The following is a 21,497-nucleotide window of genomic DNA, read 5'->3' as shown; positions in this document are numbered from 1 at the left end:
GGGATGACGAGGGTCGTCGGATAGATCAACCCGCCGCCGCAACAATCTCAGCCCATTGGGCCTCGTCGATCACGCGGATGCCGAGCGCGCTTGCCTGTTTGAGCTTCGAGCCTGCCCCCGGTCCCGCGACGACCAGATCGGTCTTCGCGCTCACGCTGCCCGCCGCCTTGGCGCCAAGCGCCTCGGCTTGCGCCTTGGCCTCGTCGCGGCTCATCGTCTCGAGCTTGCCGGTGAACACCACCGTCATTCCCGAAACTTCGCTCTCGCGCGTCTCGACGACATAAAGCGGCGGCGACACTTCGGAGAGGAGATCGTTCCAGAGGTCGCGATTGTGCGGTTCGTGGAAGAAATCGGCGAGCGCCTCGGCCACCGCGGGGCCGATGCCGTCGGCGCGCACTTCGAGGATCGATTTGAACGCCTCGACCTTGCGCGTCATATATTTGCCGTCGGACTCACCGTCAGCTTGCGGGTTCGCCTCGATATAGGCGTGCAGTTCGGCTGCCTTTTCGGGAAGCCGCGCAATGTCGCCGAGGCCTTTGAGCAGGTCGCGCGCGGTCACCGCGCCGACATGGCGAATGCCCAGACCAAAGAGCAGCCGCGCCGCGTCGGGCTGCCGCTTCGCCTCGATCGCGGCGAACAGATTGTCGACCGACTTTTCCTTCCACCCCTCGCGCGTCAGGAGGTCGGCGCGGTGCGCCTTCAGGCGGAAGATGTCGGCAGGTCCCTTGTCGAGCCAGCCGAGGTCAAGAAATTCCTGAATGCTCTTTTCGCCCAGTCCCTCGATATCGAGCGCGCCGCGGCTGACGAAATGACGCAGGCGTTCGAATTTCTGCGCGTTGCAGATCAGGCCGCCGGTGCAGCGCACATCGACTTCGCCCTCTTCGGCGACCGCCTCGCTGTTGCAGACGGGGCAATGGTCGGGGAACGCATAGGCAGCGCGATCCTCGTCGCGGGTGAGATTCTCGACGACCTGCGGGATCACGTCGCCCGCGCGTTGAATGACAACGCGGTCGCCGGGGCGCACGCCGAGGCGGCCGATCTCGTCGCGGTTGTGGAGCGTAACGTTCGACACTACGACCCCACCGACGGTTACGGGGACGAGCCGTCCGACGGGGGTGAGTTTGCCGGTACGCCCGACCTGGATGTCGATCGCTTCCAATGTCGTCTGCGCGCGTTCGGCGGGGAATTTATGCGCGATCGCCCAGCGCGGTGCCTTAGCGACGAAACCGAGGCGCTGCTGCCACGCCAAGCTGTCGACCTTGTAGACAACGCCGTCGATGTCATAATCCATGTCGGCGCGGCGTCGCTCGATCTCGGCATAATGCGCGAGGATATCTGCGACGCTTTCGTAACGCACCAGCAGCGGCGATACTGGCGCGCCCCAACGCGCGATCTGCTGCATCACCTCATATTGGGTGTCGGCGGGAAGCGCGCTGACCTCTCCCCAGCCATGCGCGAGGAACCGCAGCGGGCGCGACGCGGTGACGCTGGCATCCTTCTGGCGCAGCGATCCCGCTGCGGCGTTGCGCGGATTGGCAAACTGGCGGACGGCGGCGGGATCGAATTCCTGCTCGCGCTGCGCCGCGAGCGCGCGGCCTTCGTCCATCAGCCGGTCGTTGAGCGCGGTAAAGTCGGCTTTCGACATATAGACTTCGCCGCGGATTTCGAAGACGTCGGGCGCGGCGCCTTTCAGCTCCTCGGGAATGTCGGCGATGTGACGGACATTGGCGGTGACATCCTCGCCCACGCTGCCGTCGCCGCGCGTTGCGGCCTGAACGAGCTTGCCCTTTTCATAGCGCAGCGAGCAGGAAAGACCGTCGATCTTGTCCTCGGCGGTCATCGCGACGACCGCACCGCCGGGAAGATTGAGGAAGCGGCGCACGCGCGCGGCGAATTCCTCGACATCCTCGCCCGAAAAGGCGTTGTCGAGACTCATCATTCGCTGCGCATGCGTGACCTTGGCAAGCGGCGACGCCTCGACCGCGGCGCCGACCGCATTGTTCGGGCTGTCGGCGCGGATCAGCGCCGGGAAGGCGGCTTCGAGTTCGTTATTGCGGCGGACGAGCGCGTCATAGTCGGCGTCCGAAATCTCGGGCGCATCCTCGGCATGATAGCGCTTGCTGTGATAGGCGATTTGCTTCGCCAGCCGCATCAACTCATTGGCGGCGTCGGCCTGCGACATGGATTCTATTTCGGTCATGCACCGGCCTTTGCCACCGGCTTGAATTCGGCGCGAGTACCAAATCCTGCGATTAGCGGGCGACCTTTTTTAATCGCCGCCTGCACGGCGGGCAGTTGCAGCGAGGCGGCGTGCGCCTCCTTGCTATCCCACAGCTCGACGATCCAGATCGCGTCGGCGTTCGCGCTGTCTTCGCCGATCAGATAGGCCGTATTTCCAGGCATCTCGCCGGTCCCTTCGGCGAGGATCGCGACGAGTTCGGCGCGCTTGCCGGGCTGCGCCATCATCTGGCCGAGCAGGCCATATTGCGGATCGGCTTCTTCCATCTTTGCCTCCAGAGCACGGAGTTTCGTGGCGGGGAACAAGGCAGCCGCCATCGCCAGCATTGCGGCGAGATGTTCGCGCCGGTCCATCATTTCGCAATAGCCAGCACATGCACTTCGCGCCGGATCCGGAAACCGAGCGTTTCATAGAGCGCGATCGCGCCCGCATTGTCCGCATAGCTGTGCAGGAAAGGCTGTTCGCCGCGGGCGACCATCTTGCGCATGACGTGACCGATCAGCGCGCGCGCCAGCCCCCGGCCACGGCAATCCTCCCATGTCGCAACGCCGCTGACTTCCGCCATTCCGGGAACCAGGATGCGCTGCCCCGCCATCGCGAGCAGGCGGCCGTTCTCGCGGATTCCAAAGAAGGGACCATAAAGATGCGTCTTGGGACCCCATGGTCCAGGCTTTGCATGCTCGGCGAGCGCCGCCATTTCGGGGGCGTCGTCATCGCCCAGCGCAACGATTTCGGGCTCACCATCGCGCGCCACGGGCGGCGGGCCCTCGGCGATCATCTGCGCGAGCACCGCACGCTTCACTTCGCGCGTGCCGGCCGGTACCGGCCAAGGCTCTCCCTCGACGATCCAGATTTCTCCGTCATCCGGGACGAGTGCAGCAAGCGCGGCGAGAGCTTTGGCGCCGGTATCGGGGGCCGCTCCGAAAACGCCATAGCCGCGATCGATCCGCACCGCGCGTGCATCGCCCTCCGCAAGATGCGCCTGCCGGCCGGTAAGCATGCTCCATACCGGACGGTCGAGCGGGTGCGACGCGGTCATACCGCCGTCTCCAACAGCCTCTCGGCCTGCGCTCGTGCCTCCACGGTCACCTCGGCGCCTGAGAGCATGCGGGCGATTTCCTCGCGGCGGCCCGCTTCGTCGAGTTGGTGCACGCTGGTGCGCGTAACCACGCCTTCGCTCGACTTGGCGATGATGAAATGCGCGGCGCCCTTGGCCGCCACCTGTGGGCTGTGCGTTACGGCAAGAAGCTGCTTGCCCGCTCCGTCTCCCGCTCCCTTGGCCAACCTTGCCAGCCGTTCGCCGATCGCGCTGGCGACTGCGCCGCCGACGCCGCGATCGATTTCGTCAAAGATGATCGTGTCGGCCCCGCCCTCTTCGGCGAGCGCGACTTTCAGCGCGAGGATGAAGCGCGAAAGTTCACCGCCCGAGGCGATCTTGGCGAGCGGCGCGAAGGGCGCGCCGGGGTTGGTAGAGATGAGAAATTCGACGCGGTCCATGCCGTCGGCGCCCCAACGATCGGCGGGAACGCGTTCGACAAGAGTCTGGAAACGCGCCGCATCAAGCTTGAGGGGCACAAGTTCGCCCGCGACCGCGGCGTCGAGCCGGGTTGCTGCCTTAGCGCGCTGGTCGGACAGAGCCGTCGCCGCGTGTGTGTAGGCAGCCGCGCTTTCGGCGACCGCGGCTTCCAGTTTGGCGAGCCCCGCGCTGCCGCCTTCGATCGCATCGAGCCTTGCCGCGAGCGTGCCGGCGAGTTCGGCAAGGGCGTCGGGCTGGACATTATGCTTGCGCGCCATCGCGCGGAGTTCGAACAGCCGTGTTTCCGTCGCCTCTAACCGTTCGGGATCATATTCCATGGCGCGCGCGGCTTCGTGGAGCTTGGCCTCCGCTTCGTCGGCCTCGATGATAGCGCGATCAAGACCGGCGAGTGCTTCGGCGAGCAAGGGATGATCGCCCGCAAGCCGGTCGAGCCGCCGCGCCGCGCCGCGAAGCTGCGCGGGACCGCTGTCGCTACCCTCGAACGCCTCCATGATCGCGCCGAGGTCGCCTGCGACCTTCTCGCCCTTTTGCATCGCAGCGCGTGCTTCGGAGAGTTCGGCATCCTCGCCAGCTTGCGGCGCGAGCGCCTGCAATTCGGCGACGCAATGTTCGAGCCACTCGCGGTCGCGTTCGGCTTCGGAAATAGCCGCGCGCGCGGCGGCGAGGTGGTCCTCGGCGGCGCGCCATGTTGCATGGGCCGCTGCAACGCCGCGGGTATCGGCGCGTGCATAGGCATCGAGCAGCGCGCGGTGCCCTGCGGGGGCGAGCAGGCCCCGGTCGTCGTGCTGACCGTGAATTTCGACGAGATGGCCGCCGACTTCGCGCAGCAGCGCTGCCGAACAAGGCTGATCGTTCAGGAACGCTCGGCTGCCGCCGTCCGCCTTCAGCGTGCGGCGGATCAGCAGCGGCTCCCCAGCCTCCAACGCGATCTCATTCTCGGAGAGCAGCGAAGCGAGCTTCGTTCCCGATGCGGGCGCGGCAAAACTGGCCGTGACCTGCGCCTTGTCGGTACCCTGACGCACGAGCGCGCTATCAGCGCGCGCGCCCAGCGCGAGGCCGAGCGCGTCGAGCAGGATCGACTTGCCCGCCCCGGTCTCGCCAGTCAGCACGCCCAGCCCGGCCTCGAAATCGAGGTCGAGCCGTTCGATCAGAACGATATTGGCGATGGACAAAGCGGTCAGCACAGGGCGTCCTTACCGCAGAACAAAGGCAGAATCTATTCCCGGCGCGATCAGGCGCTCGGCGCGTTCTTCTGCATCAGCTTGTAAGCGCGCTGATACCATTCATTGCCCGGATAGTTGGCGCCGAGCACCGCAGCCGATTTCTTCGCCTCGGCAGGGATGCCGAGCGCGAGATAGGATTCGGTCAAGCGATAGAGCGCCTCGGGCGCGTGGCTGGTCGTCTGATATTTGTCGACGACCTCGCGAAAACGGATCGACGCCGCGAGCCAGTTCGAGCTGCGCTGGTAGAAACGGCCGATTTCCATTTCCTTGCCCGCGAGGTGATCCTGCACCAAGTCCACCTTAAGGCGCGCGTCGGATGCATAGCGGCTGTCGGGGTAGCGGCGGATCACTTCGCCAAGCGCGTTCTGCGCCTGCTGGGTGATTTTCTGGTCGCGGGTCACGTCGCTGATCTGCTCATAATAGCTGAGGCCGATCAGATAATAAGCGTAGGGCGCGTCCTTGTTGCCCGGGTGGATCGCGAGGAAGCGCTGCGCCGCCTCGATCGCCGGGGTATATTCGCGGTCCATATAATAGCTGAACGAGCTCATCAGCTGCGCGCGGCGCGCCCAGGGTGAATAGGGATGCTGACGCTCGACCTCGTCGAACAGCGCTGCGGCCAGTCCGTACTGGCGGCGTTCGAGCCGGTCCTGTGCCGCGCGGTACAGCGTGTTGACGTCACGCGCGACGTAACGCGTGTCTTTCTTCACATTGCCGCCCCCGGCACAGGCCGCCAGCATGGGGGTAATCGCAAGTGCTGCGGCGAGCAGGCGCGGCGACACACGGAAAGCGCGCGCGCGCGAGGAAGAAGGATGAGTCATGCGCGCGGTATAGCCACAGCGCAGATGAACGCAAAATAAATGATGGGGGTCCGGCGCAGCTTTACGGCGCCTTGACGACGCAGCCTTGCGGCGCGCCAGCGGGTGCAGGCACGCGGCGCGCGGTTTTGATTGTCACTTGCGGGTCGAGCATCTGGCCGACCATCACACCTTCGCCCGCCGTCGGGGAGATCGGGGCGTTGAAAATCTGCTCAGCAATGTCGGCGCCCGAGATGATTTCGCCGAACACGGCAAAGCCCGCGCCGTCGCCGCCGGGTGCGTCGCTGTCGAAACCCTTGATGTCGGATAGCAGCAGGAAGAAGTCGCTCGTCGCATCGCCGGGGTTGAGCCGCGCCATCGATAGCGCGCCCTTGCAATTCGTCAGCCCGCTGACCTTCGTCGGCTCATGCGCGATCGGCGGGAAATTCTTGCGCGCGTCGCCGCGATTGCCGGCCTGGATCAGTTGGTTCGCGGGTCCCCAGCTTTTGGTCGAGCGATAGAATTTGAACCCGTCCATCCGTTTTGCATCGACATAGCGCAGGAAATTTCCGGCGGTGATCGGCGCACGCTTGTTTTCGATCCGCACGGTGATCGTGCCGAGATCGGTGACGAGTGCGACATAGGGCCGCGTATCCGCCTCAACTACGGGCGTAACGGGCGCGGGCACCGTCGGGACCGGCGGGGGCAATTGCGTCGCCTGCGGCGGAACGGGGGCGGATTGGGCGGCGAGCGCGAGCGCGGATATAAGCGTGGTCAGCATGACATCGATCATAAACGCAATGCGCCGATCGATGCGAGAGGTTTCAGAGCGATTGGAAAATGCCGAAAGCCCGTTTAGGCATACCGACCGAACGAGCAAAAGAGGAACGTGATGAGCGAAACGCCGAACCGTGACGCCGCGCCGGCGCCTGCCGTGCCCGCACCGGACGCCGCGGCAATCGGAACACGCCTGCTGCGCTATCTACCCCTGATCACGATCGCGCATTTCCTGATCGGCCTGCCCGCGCTGATCGCGTCGCTCGCGCTCGCCTGGTTCGCCTTCGTCCAGGCCGATGCGACGCAAAAGATGCAGACGGGCGGCGTGATGCCCTTTGTCACCTTCGGGACGAGCAACGGGGACGAGGAAGGCAATCAGGATATTGCGCTGACGCTGACGAACAACGGCGTCGGTCCCGCGATCCTCGGTCCGATCGAAATCCGTTATGAAGGCAAGCCGGTAAAAACCCCGATCGATTTGCTCAGGGCATGTTGTACGCAAGCCGAGGCGCGCGCCCTCACCTTTTCCACTTCGCCTTCGACCGGAATCGCCGTGCGGCCCGGCGAGACAATCGAATTCGTCAGCTTTCCACGCACCCCCGCGTCCGAGAAAGTCTGGCAGACCTTCAACAAGGAGCGGTGGAAGCTCAAGGTCCGTGCCTGCTATTGCTCGATCTTCAACGATTGCTGGATCACCGAAGGCATGCAGGGCTTGCCGAAAGCGGTGAACAAATGTCCCGCCGACTGGTCGCTCTATCGCGAGGACGCCGGAAACCGCATCGCCGGGGTCAACGCGCAATAATTCAACCAATCGGTTGACAATAAAATCGGATGGCTCATATTCAACCACATGGTTGAATATGATTCGCACGCTCTCGACACGATCTTCCACGCCCTCGGCGATGCAACGCGCCGCGCGATGTTGGGCGAACTCGCCGCCGGTGAACGGACGGTGGGTGAACTCGCGGAGCCCTTCGCCATGTCGCTCGCCGCGGCATCGAAACATATCAAGGTGCTGGAAAATGCGGGGATGGTCCGCCGCAACGTGCGCGGCCGCACCCATGTCTGCAGTCTCGACCCCGTACCGCTTATGAGCGCCGATCAGTGGATCGGCGTTTACCGCCGCTTCTGGACCGACCGGATCGACACCCTCGAACGACTTTTGCGCGCGGAGGACGCCTCGCCCCCTCCGCCCAAGAAACCCCTCCCCGGGAAAGAAGGAGAAAAGTGATGACGACGATGCTGACCGACGACAATTACGGCGTGCTCACCGAGCCCGCGACGCTGACCATCGAACGCCTGCTTCCTGGCCCGGTCGAGCGCGTCTGGTCGTACCTGACCGATGGCGACCTGCGCCGCCAATGGCTCGCCGCGGGTGCGATGGAGCACATGGTCGGCGCGCCTGTCGAGTTGGTCTGGCGTAACGACGAGTTGACCGACCCGCCAGGCGAACGTCCCGAGGGCTTTGGCGACGAACACCGGATGACGTGCGAAGTCCTCGCGATCGACCCACGACGCCTCCTGTCGATCAGTTGGGGCAACACTGGCGGCGTGACTTTCACGCTCGAAGAAAAGGGCAACGAGGTTTTGCTGACGATCGTCCACAAACGCGTCGAGGATCCCTCGGTTCTGCTCAACGTCAGCGCGGGCTGGCACAGCCACATCGATGTGCTCGAAGCAAAGATGCGCGGAATGGCAGCGACGCCGCACTGGGACAATTTCTCGCAGTTGCGTGGTGTTTACGCCGAGCGCTTGTTCGGCTGATCCCGCCGCTATCGGAAGAGGAAGGGGCTGCACGAGCGGCCCCTTCCTTTTTGTGGAAAAGCCCGCTGCCTGAAGACGCTGTTCGAAGGTAGCTCGAAGCGAACTCGACAAGAATCCCGTTGCGGTCACCTCGGTCGAGAAGCTTCTGCTCGTCTGCGGCGAGGCGGAAAAGCTCTGGCCGAGTTGCCCGATGACCGAGCAGGTCAGGGGAATGGAGCAGTTCGGGGGAGCGGCGGAGGAGAACGCCGCTGCGCGTATCGACAGCTGGCCGAAAATTGTGGCATTCCTGAACGCCGAACTCGAACCGAAACGAATGCCGGATGACGGACGACAATGAAATCTTTCTGCGCGAGGCGATCGCGCTCGCCTATGCCAATGCCGAAAAAGGCGGCCGCCCGTTCGGCGCGGTGATCGTCCGCGACGGTCAGGTCGTCGCGCGCGGTGTGAACGAGATATTGGCGACCGGCGATCCGACTTCGCATGCCGAACTGAACGCGATCCGGCTCGCGAGCCAATCGCTGGGAGCTGACCTCAGCGGCTGCAAGGTTTTCGCCAGCGGCCACCCCTGTCCGATGTGCATGGCGGCAATGCGTCTCGCGGGCATCGCTACGGTAACCTATGCCTATTCGAACGAGGATGGCGCGCCTTACGGGCTCTCGACAGCGGCGATCTATGATGATCTCGCCAGGCCCTTTGCCGAACAGTCGATGGAAATCCGTCACCTGCCGGTCCGCAACGAGAACAAGCCCGACCTCTACGCCGACTGGCGGCAGCGGCAGGGTTGATCGCTGACGCAGCATATTACGGAGGGGTTAGCGACCGATAACGGCCATCATTTTATCATCATCCCGGATCAAGCGCGGGACGACGGAAGTAGGTGACCGAAAGTCCGCTCCCCACCCCATAGCCGTCAAAAAGGGGCCGCCTTTCGGCAGCCCCTCCTCTGTTCCGATAAGCGGAAGACTTAGTCCTTCAGGAAGTCGGGCACGTGACCCTGATCTTCCGGGCCTTCGCTGCGTTCGCGGCGCGGACCGCGGTCACCACCGCCGTCGCGGCGCGGGCCACGATCGCGGTCACGACCACCGCCGCCACGCGGGCCGCGATCGCCACGGTCGCCGCCGTCCCGACGCGGGCCACGATCACCGCGCGGTTCGCGCGGCGGGCGGGTATCTTCGAGTTCTTCGCCGGTTTCCTGGTTCACGACGCGCATCGACAGGCGAACCTTGCCGCGCTGGTCGATCTCGAGGACCTTGACCTTGACTTCCTGGCCTTCGGACAGGACGTCGGCCACCTTCTCGACGCGCTCGTTGGCGATTTCGCTGACGTGGACGAGACCGTCCTTGCCGCCCATGAAATTCACGAACGCACCGAAATCGACCAGGTTGACGACCTTGCCGTCATAGATCTTGCCGACTTCGGCTTCCTCGACGATGCCGCTGATCCACTTGCGCGCCGCTTCGATCTGCGTGAGGTCGCTCGACGAGATCTTGATCAGACCTTCGTCGTCGATGTCGACCTTGGCGCCGGTGGTCGCGACGATCTCGCGGATCACCTTGCCGCCGGTACCGATGACGTCGCGGATCTTCGACTTGTCGATCTGCATCGTCTCGATGCGCGGCGCGTGCGCCGACAATTCGCTGCGGGTTTCGCCGAGCGCCTTGTTCATCTCACCGAGGATGTGCGCGCGACCTTCCTTGGCCTGATTGAGCGCGGCCTCGAAGATCTCGCGCGTGATGCCCGCGATCTTGATGTCCATCTGCATCGTGGTGATGCCTTCGGACGTGCCCGCAACCTTGAAGTCCATGTCGCCAAGATGGTCTTCATCGCCCAGGATGTCCGACAGGATCGCATAGTCCTTGCCTTCGAGGATCAGGCCCATCGCGATGCCCGAGACGGGGCGCTTGATCGGCACGCCGGCGTCCATCATCGCGAGCGAACCGCCGCAAACCGACGCCATCGACGACGAGCCGTTCGACTCGGTGATGTCGCTGGTCAGGCGGATCGTGTAGGGGAATTCGTCCTTCGTCGGCAGCACGGGGTGCAGCGCGCGCCATGCCAGCTTGCCATGACCGACTTCGCGGCGGCCCGGCGCGCCGAAGCGGCCGACTTCACCGACCGAATAGGGCGGGAAGTTATAATGCAGCATGAAGTTCTGGTACGACAGGCCGTTGAGGCCGTCGATCATCTGCTCCGCATCCTTGGTGCCCAGCGTCGCGGTCGCAATCGTCTGGGTCTCGCCACGCGTGAACAGCGCCGAGCCGTGCGCGCGCGGCAGGAAGTGCGTTTCGGCAACGATCGGACGGATCTGCGTCGTCGTGCGGCCGTCGATGCGCTTGCCGTCCTTGAGGATGGCGCCGCGAACGATTTCGGCTTCGAGCTTCTTGGTCAGCTTGATGCCGGCCATAACGTCCTGCGGCGACAGGCCGTCGGCGACGAACGATTCCTTCGCCTTCGCACGCGCTTCGTTGAGCGCGTTCGAGCGGGCCGACTTGTCGGTCAGCTTGTAGGCGGCGGCAATGTCCTTGCCGATCAGCTTCTTCAGCTTGTCCTTGATCGCAGCATTGTCGTCGCCTGCGGCGACTTCCCACGGATCCTTGGCAGCCTGTTCGGCGAGCTTGACGATCGCCTTGACGATTTCCTTGCACGCGTCGTGCGCGAACAGGACGGCGCCGAGCATGATTTCTTCCGACAGCTCATTGGCTTCGGATTCAACCATCATAACGGCGTCATAGGTGGCGGCGACGACGAGATCGAGGTCGCCCTCGGCAACCTGTGCGTCGGTCGGGTTCAGGATATATTCGCCGTCGACATAACCGACGCGCGCGGCGCCGATCGGGCCCATGAAGGGCACGCCCGAGATGGTGAGCGCGGCCGAAGCGGCGACCATCGCGAGGATGTCGGGCTCGTTGTGGCCGTCATAGCTCAGAACCTGAGCGATGGCGTTGATTTCGTTGTAGAAACCTTCGGGGAACAGCGGGCGGATCGGACGGTCGATCAGGCGGCTGACAAGCGTTTCCTTTTCGGTCGCGCCGCGTTCGCGCTTGAAGAAGCCGCCCGGGATGCGGCCGGCGGCCGAATATTTTTCCTGATAGTGGACGGTGAGCGGGAAGAAGTCCTGCCCGTCCTTCACCGACTTCGCGGCGGTCACGGCGCACAGGACGACCGTTTCGCCCAGCGTCGCCATCACGGCGCCGTCGGCCTGGCGGGCAACCTTGCCCGTTTCGAGAGTCAGCGTTTCACCGCCCCACTCGATCGATACTTTTTTCACGTCAAACATGTGGTTTCCTTCGCCCGCCGGGCCCTATGCCGGGCGGGGCCTCTGATTCCGGGCAATCCGGCCCGGGGCGGTGTAGGGCGTCTGTCTGCCCCGATGGCGGTCCCGCCGGATGCGGGAGCGGCCCTGTGGTCCGGCACTTTGCGCGGAGCCAATATGACAGCGGCCCCGGAAATCCGGGGCCGCCAGAAATTCTTATTTACGAAGACCCAGCTTCGCGATGAGAGCCTGATAGCGACCCTCGTCCTTCTTCTTCAGATAGTCGAGCAAGCTGCGACGCTTGTTGACCATCATGAGGAGGCCGCGACGGCTGTGATTGTCCTTGTGGTGCGCCTTGAAGTGGTCGGTCAGCGTGTTGATGCGGTCGGTGAGGATCGCAACCTGGACTTCCGGCGAACCGGTGTCGCCCTGTTCACGGGCATTGTCCTTGATGACTTCGGCTTTGCGCTCGGCGGTAATCGACATATTCAATCTATCCTTCGAACATCCTTGCTTAAAGATTGAAGCCCCGGACGACTTTCAGCGTTCCCGCCAAAACCTCGATCAGGGCGACAGGACGCATATCGCTGTCCCTTCCCCAATAGAGCCCGTCTTCCGTGCTACCCCCGGTCCAGACGCGACCCTGACGGATCGCCCCTGCCGCTTCCGGGGAAAGGTTCAGAGCCGGGATGTCGACCAGCCCTGCCTCCAGCGGCAGAAATATTTCTGATTGCGCGGCCCCTTGGCCGAATGCGTTCAATTTGTCCAGCGAAATCGCCTGTTCCAGCGTGAACGGCCCCGCCCTGGTGCGGCGGAGCATCGTGACATGCCCGACGCTGCCGACCGCATGAGCGATATCGCGCGCCAGGCTGCGGATATAGGTGCCCTTCGAGACGTGAGCGGTAAGGGTGATGGAGTCAAAGCGCCCACCCCCATTCTCGTCACCCTGGGAGTGACGAAGAGAGTGGATCGTCACCGCCCGCGCCTTCATTTCGACCGCTTCGCCCTTGCGCGCGCGGTCATAGGCGCGCTGGCCATCGATCTTGATCGCCGAATAGGCAGGCGGCACCTGCTCGATGGGACCGGTGAAGCGTGGCAGCACCGCCTCGATTTCGGCCAGCGTAGGGCGTGCATCGCTGGTCGCAACGACCTCGCCCTCGGCATCCAGGCCTGCCGTTTCGGTCCCAAAGGCGATGGTGAAGTCGTAAATCTTGCTCGCGTCGAGCATCCGCCCGCAAAGCTTGGTCGCCTCGCCGAGCGCGATCGGCAGCACCCCCGACGCGAGCGGATCGAGCGTCCCGCCATGGCCGACCTTGACCTTGCCGAGCCCGGCCTCGCGGCACACGCGCTTCACCGCGCCAACCGCCTGTGTCGAACCCAGGCCCACGGGTTTGTCGAGAATGATCCAGCCGTTCATCCCGCGCCGCTAGGGCGCGGGTCAAAGCCTGTCAATTTTGCGCGGCCTTTTCGGCTTCGCGCGCGGCCTTGCGCTCTTCCTTCGAAGGCGGCGGCGCCGAGGTCACGAAGGAGGAGAGCTGGCAGCGCTCGCCGCGCACGATGATCGACGAAAATTTGTCGAGCCGGCCGGCGCCGCGCGTTTCAAAGCCGATTGCCTGCGCGAAATCGAGATCGCGGCAGAAACCGGCGAAGCTGCCATAATACCAGTCGTTGCCGCGGCCCTGGATCCAGATGCCGCGATCGCGGTCCGCCTGCCAGTTGCGGATCGAGCTGTCGCTGGGAAAGACGATGCTCGATTCGACGCCGAGCGCGCGGGGCTCTTTCGCGGGCTCGTTGGCCGCCGCAACCGCAGAAAGGGGGAGCAGCACGGCGGCCAGGGAGAGTGCGAGATTCGGTTTCATATTGTGTCTTTCGGTGGGTTTTACCCTACCCGATACGGGTGCTAGCATGGGCAATCTGAACCGGCACTGACCCGAAGCATGGTCTCGATCCGCTTTTCGCAAGCTTTTTGGATTGTCAGGAGAAGATATCGCGCAGCGCGGCCGCCTGAAGCTCGGCAGGTCGCGCGCGCCGCCGGCGATACAGGATGATCGCCGCCAGCATCGCGATCGCCGTGCCGCTACCGCCCATCATTGCCGTGCCGTATAGATTGACCCCGTCGCCAAAGACGAGCAGTCCGAAAAACCACAGAGTTGTTGCCAAGATCGAGGCGGCGATCGTCGCTTGAATGATCCCGTCATCCGGTCCGCCGAACGTCGCGCGTCGGCGGTCGATGAACCACCCGATCGCAAAGATGGCAAGGCCGTTCGCCGCAGTGACCGCAATGTTGAGGAGGATCTGAAGGCTACTCACATCTTTCCCGGCGTCCATTCGCTGGCGAGCAGCGACCAGAGACCGGTGTCGCGGACATAGCCCGTCCAGGTAACACGTTCCGACCGCAGCACGCCTTCCTTGGTACAGCCAAGCTTGGCGACCGCAGCCTGCGACCTCTTGTTACGCTCGTCGATACGGAATTCGATGCGGCGGATGCCGACCGCAAAGGCATGATCGAGCATCAGGCGCTTGACCCGGCCGTTGAACCCGGTGCCGCGCGCTGCGGGGTGAATGAAGCTATTGCCGACCTCGACCGTCTGCGCCGACATATCGGGGCGGAGCCAGGCGGTCATGCCGACGAGCGTGTCGCCATCCATGATCGCATAGGGCATGCGTCCGACGCCGCCGATCAGCACGCCGAAGCTCTTGTCGAAATGCTCGGGACCAAAGCTCGACGAATAGATCGGCCAGATGTCGGCGTCGGCGGCGCAAACGGCACGCAGCGCCTCGCGATATTCTTCCGTCAGCTTGATGAGCCGCAACGCACCGTCGCTCAGTTCAACATATAGCCGATCGAGCATCACTGAATCTCCGCAGTCGCAAGCAGTATAGCAAGACCGACGGCGGCGCCCCGCACACTTTTTGTCTTTTCGACGTCGATCCATTCGTCGAGCGCATGTGCACGCCCACCCTCACCGCCCGACCCGATCGTCATGGCGGGGATGCCGAGGCTCATCGGCAAGTTGGAATCGGTCGACGAGTAGGTGGGCTTCGGATCGAACCCGCTCGCCCGAATGATCGCATTGGCGGTGCGGACAATGGGCTGCGTTGCCGCGGTCTCGCCCGCCGGACGGTCGCCGATCAATTTGATATCGGCGGTGATCGGCCCTTCCCTGACCGAACGCACGGCATTTTCGCCTTCGACGCTCTTTTTGACGACGGCCAGAAACGCCTGTTCCAGCTTGGCGAGTTCCGCCGGGCTTTCCGAACGCATATCGAATTCCATGAAGGTTTCGTTCGGGATCGAATTGACCGATGTGCCGCCGTCGGTAACGCTGGCGGCATAAGTGGTCTTGGGCCGCGCAGGAACCGGGATCTTGTAGAAATCGACGACGGTCTGGCTCATCGCCGCCATCGGATTGACCAACCCGAATGCGCTATAGCTGTGCCCGCCCGGCCCCTTGTAGGTGATGCGATAGCGTTTCGACCCGACACCGCCGGTCACGATGTTCGACACATCGATCCCGTCCATCGAAAAAAAGGCCTTTACCCGGTCCTTATATTTGCCCTTGGTGAGGAGGTAGCGGACGCCGCGCAGGTCGCCGGGCCCTTCCTCGCCGACATTGCCGACAAAGATGATATCCTGCTTCACGCGGATGCCGCTTTCCTTCATCGCGCGCGCATAAGCGAGCAGGACGGCAAGGCTGCGCGTATCGTCACCGATGCCGGGGGCATGGAGGCGCGTGCCCTCGCGGCGAACCTTGACCGGCGTGCCCTCGGGAAAGACGGTGTCGAGATGCGCGGCGATCATCACCGCCGGACCGCCGACGGGCCCGGTTCCGCGATAGACGCCCATCGCATTGCCCTCTTCGTCGATTTCGACGTCCTCAAGTCCCGCATCCGTCAACATGTCGCGATAGGCGGCGGCCCGCGCGGCCTCTTTAAAGGGGGGCGCAGGAATCTCGGTCAGCTTCACAATCTCTTCGACCATCCGGTCATGATTCCGATCGAGGATATTGAGGGCCGCCTTATAGGCTTTGGTCTTGAGCACCGCCTCGGGCTTCGACGCCGGCGCCGCCTGTGCGGAGGAGACGGTGAGCAGCGCAGCGGCGAGGCTCAGCGACACGATGTTACGCATGATATTCCTTTCGCAAAAACTGTGGGGAGGCCGGGTTCTGCCCTGAAAGATCAGGCCGCCACCGGCGGCGTCGCTGCTTCGCGCCGCTTTTGCATGAAATGGCGGCGGCACATCGCGACATAGCGGTCGTTGCCGCCGATCTCGGTCTGCGCGCCCTCGACCACCGCGCGACCATTTTCGTCGACGCGCAGGTTCATCGTCGCCTTGCGTCCGCATTCGCAGACCGCCTTGAGTTCGACGAGCGCGTCGGCGATCCCGAGCAGGGCCGCCGATCCAGGGAAAAGTTCGGCCGAAAAATCGGTACGCAGGCCATAGCAGAGCACCGGAATATTCACCTCGTCGGCCAACCGCGCGAGATCGAGCACCTGCGCGCGCGTCAGGAACTGCGCCTCGTCGACAAGCACGCAGGCGAGCGGGCGTTCGGCATTTTCAGCGGTCACTGCCGCGAACATGTCGCTGTCGGGATCGAATTTATGCGCCTCTGCCATCAGTCCGATACGGCTTGTCACCTGCCCGGCCCCGTACCGATCGTCGAGCGCCGCGGTCCACAGCATCGTTTCCATCCCACGCTCGCGATAGTTGAAATCCGCCTGAAGCAGCGTCGTCGATTTGCCGGCGTTCATGCTGGCGTAGTAGAAATAGAGCTTGGCCATGGGCGTGCGATAACGCGCCGATGCGCCGCCGTCACCCGAAGAGTCGGCGCCCCGCTTGACTCCCCCCTCACCCCTGTCATGCTGCGCACAAATATGCAGCACAATCAGTGGGGGAGAGCTGCCGATGCGCCTGATGCCGATCAGCGATGCGATGTTCCTGGTGGGCGAAAGCCGCGAGATGCCGATGCACATCGGCGGGATCAACCTTTACACCTTGCCCGACGATGTCGACGAGACCGACTGGCTCAACGAACAGCTCACCCTGCTTCGCCAGTCCGAAGGTTTGCGGCGCCCGTTCAGCGAAGTGCTGAAACTGACCCCGCTCGGGCAATATGGCCCGATCCGGCTCGAACCCGACCGCGACATCGACATGCACTACCATGTCCGCGCCTCCGCGCTGCCCAAGCCGGGGCGTTACCGCGAGATGTTCGAGCTCGCCTCACGCCTTCATTCGGGGCTGCTCGACCGCACCCGGCCCTTGTGGGAGATCACGTTGATCTCGGGCCTGCCGAACCGGCAGATCGCGACGTTCAAAAAGATCCACCACGCGCTGATGGACGGCGCGGCAAGCATTCATTTCTATAATTCGATGCTCTCGCCCGACCCCAAGGAACGGCGCAGCGCCTCTCCGCTCTCGGTCGAGGCCTATGAGGCGTATAAACGCAAATTCCCTGCCCCCAAAAAGGCGCCACGCCCCAGCCTGACCGACATCGCGGCGATCGGCGAGTTTCTGAAGGAGCAATGGGGCAACAGCGTCGGGGTGACCAAGGCGCTCAACCAATATGTCGCGGCGATGTTCGGTCTCGGCGGCGAAGGCCTCGTCACCCCCTTTGCCGGGGTGCCGCGCACCAGCTTCAATCGCAACATCACCGGCGCGCGGCGTTTCGTCGCGCAAAGCTGGTCGCTGGAACGCGTACGCCGCGTCGGCAAGGCCTATGACGGCACGATCAACGACGCAGTGCTCGGCATGTGCGCCGGCGCGATGCGCAAATATCTGCAGTCGCTGAACGAACTGCCCGACAAGCCGCTGAAGGCCATGGCGCCGGTGTCGATCCGGCCCAAGGACGATATCGATTCGGGCAATTCGGTCGCGTCGGTGACCGCGAACCTTGCGACGCATATCGACGACCCGGCGAGCCGCATGGCGGCGATCCAGGAGTCGATGAACTCGGCGAAGGCGCAATTGCGCGCGATGACCGCGGCGCAGATCCAGCTCTATACCGCGATCACCAGCTTTCCGATGATGCTCACCGCGCTGACGCGCACCGCCGACAAATTCCCCGCCTATTCGGTGACGATATCGAACGTCCCCGGCCCGCGCGAGCAGATGTATTGGAACGGCGCACGGCTCGACGGCATGTACCCTGCGAGCATCCCCGTCGACGGCATGGCGATGAACATCACGCAGGTGTCGAATTTCGAGAATATCGACTTCGGCATAACCGCCTGCCGCCGCAGCGTGCCGCACGCGCAGCGAATGATCGACTATCTGGAGGAAGCGCTGGTCGAACTGGAGGCAGCGGCGGGCATCAAGGCGAAGAAATAGCGACGCATCACTCGTCGGCCTCGGGCGCCGCCAAATCCCGCGCCACCTTCGGATCGCGCAGCAATTTCTCGATATGGCTCGCCTCGTCGAAGCTTTCGTCGGCGAGGAATTTCAGCTTCGCGGCATATTTCATCCGTACCTTCGACGCGACCGTCTTCTGCAAATAGGCGGTGTTGGTGCGCAGCGCCTTCAGCACCGCTTCCTCGTCCTTGCCGAGCAACGGCTTCACGAACACGGTTGCATGGCGCAGGTCGGGCGACATCCGCACTTCAGTGATGCTGACGGGGTGCGTCGCGAGCACATCGTCATGCACATCGCCGCGCGCGAGAATTTCAGACAGGAGGTGGCGCACCTGTTCGCCGACGCGCAGCACGCGGACCGACGGGCCTTTTTCTTTTTCGGTCTTCATCGCCTAACCCTTTGCCTCTTCGTCCAGTTTCGCGATGATCCGTGCGATCGAGCGCATGTTGCGTGCGGTGCCCTTGTGCCCGAGCCGGCGCTCGATCAGTCGCGGATGCAGCTTGCTGTCAGCCGCTCCATCGCCAAAATCGATATGGAGCGCCCGGTCGCCGAGCGCGAGGCGCTCGTTCGGCCGGACCCGATGGTCGGTCGCCAGCGCATCGAACTGCTCGGCCGTCGGCTGCCCGTCGAGGAACATCGTGTGGACGATCCTGTCCTCGTTCGTGCCCGCAAACGGATTTCCGGCGATGGCCGCGGCAAGCTCGTCGCGGCTGCGCACCAGCGCCGCGCTCGTCATGTCGAAACGATCCTCGACCATCATCGACAATTTCTCCTCGAGCCCGCGCGTCGGCCGCGCGTCATGGTCGAACAGCACATTGCCGCTGGCCACGACGGTTTCGACGTTGCGAAAGCCCTCGGCCTCGAACGCCGCGCGCAGGTCGGCCATCGTCAGCCGGTTGCCGCCGACGTTGATGCTTCCGAACAATGCCACATAGCGAGCCATGCCGGCACCTCCCGATCCGCGCGGAGCGGACGCCCGTTAGAGCGTCCGTTCGCGCAGTTCGACTTCGAAGACTTCGAGGTGGTCGCCCGCCTTGATGTCGTTGGTATCCGCCAGCACGACACCGCATTCCAGACCGGCGCGCACTTCGGCGACATCGTCCTTGAAGCGGCGGAGCGACGAGATGGTCGTTGCCGAGATGATGACATCCTCGCGCGTGAGACGGGCATGAAGGCCCTTGCGGATGACGCCTTCGAGCACGAGAAGGCCCGCGGCCTTGTCGCGCTTGCCGGCCGGGAACACGTCCTTGACCTCGGCGCGGCCGACGACATTTTCGATGCGCTCCGGACCCAGCTCGCCCGCCATCTCCTTCGCCACTTCGGCGGTCAGGTGATAGATGACGTCATAGTACATGAAGCGCACTTTTTCGCGGTTCGCAATCTCGCGCGCCTTGGCGTTCGGACGGACGTTGAAGCCGATGATCGGCGCCCCGGTCGAAGCCGCACGCGTCACGTCGCTCTCGGTGATCGCACCGGCGCCCGACAGGAGCACGCGCACGCGGATCTCGTCGGTCGACAGCTTGTTCAGCGCATTGACGATCGCCTCGACGCTGCCCTGCACATCGCCTTTGACGATGACCGGATATTCGATGACGTTCGCCTTGTCGGCGAGCGCCTCGAACATGCCTTCGAGGCTGACCGGCGCCTGGACGGTGCGCTTGCGGGTCGCCTGTTCCTGACGATAGGTCGCGACCTCGCGGGCGCGGGCCTCATTCTCGACGACGGTGAGCGTATCGCCCGCCATCGGGACGCCGCCAAGGCCAAGAACCTCGACCGGCATCGACGGCGTTGCCTGCTTGATCTGCTTGCCATGATCGTCGACGAGCGCACGCACGCGGCCGCTTTCGGCGCCGCAGACGAAGATATCGCCGACCTTCAAAGTACCACGGCGGACCAGGATCGTCGCGACGGGGCCGCGGCCCTTGTCCAGCTTCGCCTCGATCACCGTGCCTTCGGCGGCGCGATCGGGGTTGGCTTTCAGCTCCATGATTTCGGCCTGCACCGCAATCGCGTCGAGCAGCTTGTCGAGGCCGGTCTTCTTCAGCGCCGACACTTCGACATTCTGCACGTCGCCGCCCATTTCCTCGACCACCAGCTCATGTTCGAGCAGACGTTCGCGGACACGCTGCGGATTGGCGCCTTCCTTGTCGACCTTGTTGATCGCAACGATGATCGGCACGCCGGCCGCCTTCGCATGGTTGATCGCCTCGATCGACTGCGGCTTCAGGCCGTCATCGGCCGCCACCACAAGGATGACGATGTCGGTGACGTTGGCACCGCGCTGGCGCATCTCGGTAAAGGCTTCGTGGCCCGGCGTATCGAGGAAGGTGATAACGCTGCCGTCCTTCGCCTTCACCTGATAGGCACCGATATGCTGCGTAATGCCGCCGGCTTCGCCCGCCTGAACATTCGCACCGCGGAGCGCGTCGAGCAGGCTGGTCTTGCCGTGATCGACGTGACCCATGATCGTGACGACCGGTGCGCGCGGCTTGAGATGCGCGGCGTCGTCGACATCTTCGTCGTGACGAATGTCGATGTCGCCTTCGCTGACGCGCTTGATCTCATGCCCGAACTCGGTGACGAGCAGTTCGGCCGTATCCTGGTCGATCGTCTGGTTGATCGTGACGGGCATGCCCATCTTGAACAGTGCCTTGACCAGATCGCTGCCCTTTTCGGCCATGCGGTTCGCCAGATCCTGAACCGTGATGCTTTCGGGCACGACGACTTCGCGGACCTGCTTTTCGCGCGGACCCGACGAGGTCATGTGCGAACGCTTTTCCTTTTCGCGGGCGCGCTTCAGCGCGGCGAGGCTGCGCGCACGTGCGCCCTCGTCATCGTTGAGCGCGCGCGTGACGGTCAGCTTGCCCGACTGGCGGCGATTGTCGGTGCCGCGGTTCGCCTTCGGCTCGGGACGCTTGGGTTCGGGGCGCTTCGGCGCTTCGACAGGCGTGAAACGGCGCGGCGCCGGAGCGGCGCTGGTCGTCGCCGGACGCGGCGCTGCAGGAGCGGCTTCGCTCTGCGGCTCGGCAGCGGCAGCGGCTGCGGGCGCTTCGGCAGCGGGTTCGACGGCGGCGGGCGCAGCCGGTGCGGGCTCGGCCGCCTTGGCCGCCGCCTCTTCGACACGGGCTTCGGCGCGGGCCTTTTCTTCCTCGGCAGCGCGGGCGCGCGCGGCTTCGTCGCGGCGGCGATTTTCCTCGAGCGCGGCCATGCGCGCTTCTTCCGCCTCGCGCAGCAACTGCGCCTGACGTTCCTGACGCGACATCAGGCTGTCATTCTCGCTGGCGCGCGGCGGGGCCGGCTTCGGCGCGGGGGCGGGTGCCGGAGCGGGGGCAGGCGCGGGCGCCGGGGCGGCCTCGACCTCTTCGACCTCGGTGGCCGGCGCGGCTTCGCCCGGACGGCCGAGCACGCGGCGACGCTTCACCTCGACCACCACCGTATTGCGGCGGCCGTGGCTGAATTGTTGCTGCACCTGGCCGGCCTCGACCGTCCGCTTAAGCCCCAAGGGCTTGCGGGTAAGGGTCGGCTTGTCCTGTTCGTCGCTCATCTAAACTCTATTTTCCT

General features: G+C 64.2%; 23 protein-coding genes. 6 read left to right on the top strand and 17 right to left on the bottom strand.

Translation table 11 applies throughout. The features are described 5' to 3' along the window. Positions 1-25: 25 nt before the first annotated feature. From ligA to SC1_RS01735, 6 genes are all read right to left on the bottom strand, one after another. The gene (gene ligA / locus SC1_RS01760; protein WP_062176774.1) at positions 26-2,200 is read right to left on the bottom strand and encodes an NAD-dependent DNA ligase LigA; all 2,175 of its coding nucleotides are present in this window, start codon (positions 2,198-2,200) and stop codon (positions 26-28) included. Beyond that, positions 2,197-2,592 (bottom strand): putative quinol monooxygenase, encoded by a 396-nt coding sequence (locus SC1_RS01755; RefSeq protein WP_238586533.1) that lies wholly within the window; start codon positions 2,590-2,592, stop codon positions 2,197-2,199. Before SC1_RS01755 ends, ligA begins: the two co-directional genes overlap by 4 nt. Next, positions 2,592-3,278, bottom strand: coding sequence for a GNAT family N-acetyltransferase (locus SC1_RS01750; protein WP_062176771.1), 687 nt, complete (start codon positions 3,276-3,278; stop codon positions 2,592-2,594). Before SC1_RS01750 ends, SC1_RS01755 begins: the two co-directional genes overlap by 1 nt. Next, entirely contained in the window at positions 3,275-4,960 is a 1,686-nt protein-coding gene (recN, locus tag SC1_RS01745; RefSeq protein ID WP_062176768.1) for a DNA repair protein RecN, read from the bottom strand. Before recN ends, SC1_RS01750 begins: the two co-directional genes overlap by 4 nt. 47 nt (positions 4,961-5,007) lie before the next feature. Next, on the bottom strand, positions 5,008-5,817 hold the full coding sequence (locus SC1_RS01740; RefSeq protein ID WP_062176765.1) for an outer membrane protein assembly factor BamD: 810 nt from the start codon (positions 5,815-5,817) through the stop codon (positions 5,008-5,010). A 61-nt stretch (positions 5,818-5,878) separates the two neighbouring features. Continuing rightward, on the bottom strand, positions 5,879-6,574 hold the full coding sequence (locus SC1_RS01735) for a peptidylprolyl isomerase (RefSeq protein WP_193749079.1): 696 nt from the start codon (positions 6,572-6,574) through the stop codon (positions 5,879-5,881). A gap of 111 nt (positions 6,575-6,685) precedes the next feature. Between SC1_RS01735 and SC1_RS01730 the strand changes: the two genes are divergently transcribed. The 5 genes from SC1_RS01730 (at position 6,686) to SC1_RS01715 (ending at position 9,119) form a co-directional block, all read left to right on the top strand. Next, positions 6,686-7,372, top strand: a complete 687-nt coding sequence (locus SC1_RS01730) for a hypothetical protein (RefSeq protein WP_062176759.1) — start codon at positions 6,686-6,688, stop codon at positions 7,370-7,372. A gap of 48 nt (positions 7,373-7,420) precedes the next feature. Continuing rightward, a complete protein-coding gene (locus SC1_RS01725; RefSeq protein WP_062176756.1) occupies positions 7,421-7,801 on the top strand; it encodes a helix-turn-helix transcriptional regulator in 381 nt (126 codons plus the stop codon). Next, complete coding sequence (locus SC1_RS01720) at positions 7,801-8,334, top strand: SRPBCC family protein (RefSeq protein ID WP_062176753.1); 534 nt, start codon at positions 7,801-7,803, stop codon at positions 8,332-8,334. The genes SC1_RS01725 and SC1_RS01720 overlap by 1 nt, the downstream gene beginning before the upstream one ends. Before the next feature lie 190 nt (positions 8,335-8,524). Beyond that, on the top strand, positions 8,525-8,671 hold the full coding sequence (locus SC1_RS22030; protein ID WP_193749078.1) for an acyl-CoA thioester hydrolase/BAAT C-terminal domain-containing protein: 147 nt from the start codon (positions 8,525-8,527) through the stop codon (positions 8,669-8,671). After that, complete coding sequence (locus tag SC1_RS01715) at positions 8,655-9,119, top strand: nucleoside deaminase (protein ID WP_062176750.1); 465 nt, start codon at positions 8,655-8,657, stop codon at positions 9,117-9,119. Before SC1_RS22030 ends, SC1_RS01715 begins: the two co-directional genes overlap by 17 nt. Before the next feature lie 179 nt (positions 9,120-9,298). On the opposite strand, the gene pnp is transcribed toward SC1_RS01715, so the two are convergent. The 8 genes from pnp to SC1_RS01675 all read right to left on the bottom strand — a co-directional run bounded on the left by pnp (position 9,299) and on the right by SC1_RS01675 (position 16,369). Beyond that, the gene (pnp, locus tag SC1_RS01710; RefSeq protein ID WP_062176747.1) at positions 9,299-11,611 is read right to left on the bottom strand and encodes a polyribonucleotide nucleotidyltransferase; all 2,313 of its coding nucleotides are present in this window, start codon (positions 11,609-11,611) and stop codon (positions 9,299-9,301) included. Positions 11,612-11,803: 192 nt separating this feature from the next. Further along, a complete protein-coding gene (gene rpsO, locus SC1_RS01705) occupies positions 11,804-12,073 on the bottom strand; it encodes a 30S ribosomal protein S15 (RefSeq protein ID WP_062176746.1) in 270 nt (89 codons plus the stop codon). Positions 12,074-12,101: 28 nt separating this feature from the next. Continuing rightward, a complete protein-coding gene (gene truB, locus SC1_RS01700) occupies positions 12,102-13,004 on the bottom strand; it encodes a tRNA pseudouridine(55) synthase TruB (RefSeq protein ID WP_062176743.1) in 903 nt (300 codons plus the stop codon). 31 nt (positions 13,005-13,035) lie between these two features. Further along, positions 13,036-13,446, bottom strand: a complete 411-nt coding sequence (locus tag SC1_RS01695; protein ID WP_238586532.1) for a DUF6491 family protein — start codon at positions 13,444-13,446, stop codon at positions 13,036-13,038. A 115-nt stretch (positions 13,447-13,561) separates the two neighbouring features. Then, positions 13,562-13,897 carry a hypothetical protein gene (locus SC1_RS01690; RefSeq protein ID WP_062176739.1) on the bottom strand — a complete coding sequence of 112 codons (336 nt, stop codon included), beginning with the start codon at positions 13,895-13,897 and terminating at the stop codon, positions 13,562-13,564. Further along, positions 13,894-14,439: a GNAT family N-acetyltransferase gene (locus SC1_RS01685; protein WP_062176736.1), complete on the bottom strand. Its 546-nt coding sequence runs from the start codon at positions 14,437-14,439 to the stop codon at positions 13,894-13,896. Before SC1_RS01685 ends, SC1_RS01690 begins: the two co-directional genes overlap by 4 nt. Then, a complete protein-coding gene (locus SC1_RS01680) occupies positions 14,439-15,716 on the bottom strand; it encodes a M20/M25/M40 family metallo-hydrolase (protein WP_062176732.1) in 1,278 nt (425 codons plus the stop codon). Before SC1_RS01680 ends, SC1_RS01685 begins: the two co-directional genes overlap by 1 nt. A gap of 50 nt (positions 15,717-15,766) precedes the next feature. Then, on the bottom strand, positions 15,767-16,369 hold the full coding sequence (locus SC1_RS01675; protein ID WP_062176729.1) for a thymidine kinase: 603 nt from the start codon (positions 16,367-16,369) through the stop codon (positions 15,767-15,769). Between the two features lie 124 nt (positions 16,370-16,493). Here SC1_RS01675 and SC1_RS01670 point away from each other — a divergent pair, with 124 nt between their 5' ends. Continuing rightward, entirely contained in the window at positions 16,494-17,915 is a 1,422-nt protein-coding gene (locus SC1_RS01670) for a wax ester/triacylglycerol synthase family O-acyltransferase (protein WP_062176726.1), read from the top strand. A 7-nt stretch (positions 17,916-17,922) separates the two neighbouring features. On the opposite strand, the gene rbfA is transcribed toward SC1_RS01670, so the two are convergent. From rbfA to infB, 3 genes are read right to left on the bottom strand one after another with little or no spacing between them, the layout of a single operon-like run. After that, positions 17,923-18,324, bottom strand: a complete 402-nt coding sequence (rbfA, locus tag SC1_RS01665; RefSeq protein ID WP_062176723.1) for a 30S ribosome-binding factor RbfA — start codon at positions 18,322-18,324, stop codon at positions 17,923-17,925. 3 nt (positions 18,325-18,327) lie between these two features. Then, positions 18,328-18,879, bottom strand: coding sequence for a DUF1697 domain-containing protein (locus SC1_RS01660; protein WP_062176720.1), 552 nt, complete (start codon positions 18,877-18,879; stop codon positions 18,328-18,330). A gap of 36 nt (positions 18,880-18,915) precedes the next feature. Next, positions 18,916-21,480 carry a translation initiation factor IF-2 gene (gene infB / locus SC1_RS01655; protein ID WP_062176718.1) on the bottom strand — a complete coding sequence of 855 codons (2,565 nt, stop codon included), beginning with the start codon at positions 21,478-21,480 and terminating at the stop codon, positions 18,916-18,918. Between the last annotated feature and the right edge of the window lie 17 nt (positions 21,481-21,497).

Source organism: Sphingopyxis sp. C-1 (assembly GCF_001047015.1).
Taxonomy (GTDB): Bacteria; Pseudomonadota; Alphaproteobacteria; order Sphingomonadales; family Sphingomonadaceae; genus Sphingopyxis.
This window is presented reverse-complemented; position numbering and strand designations above follow the sequence as displayed.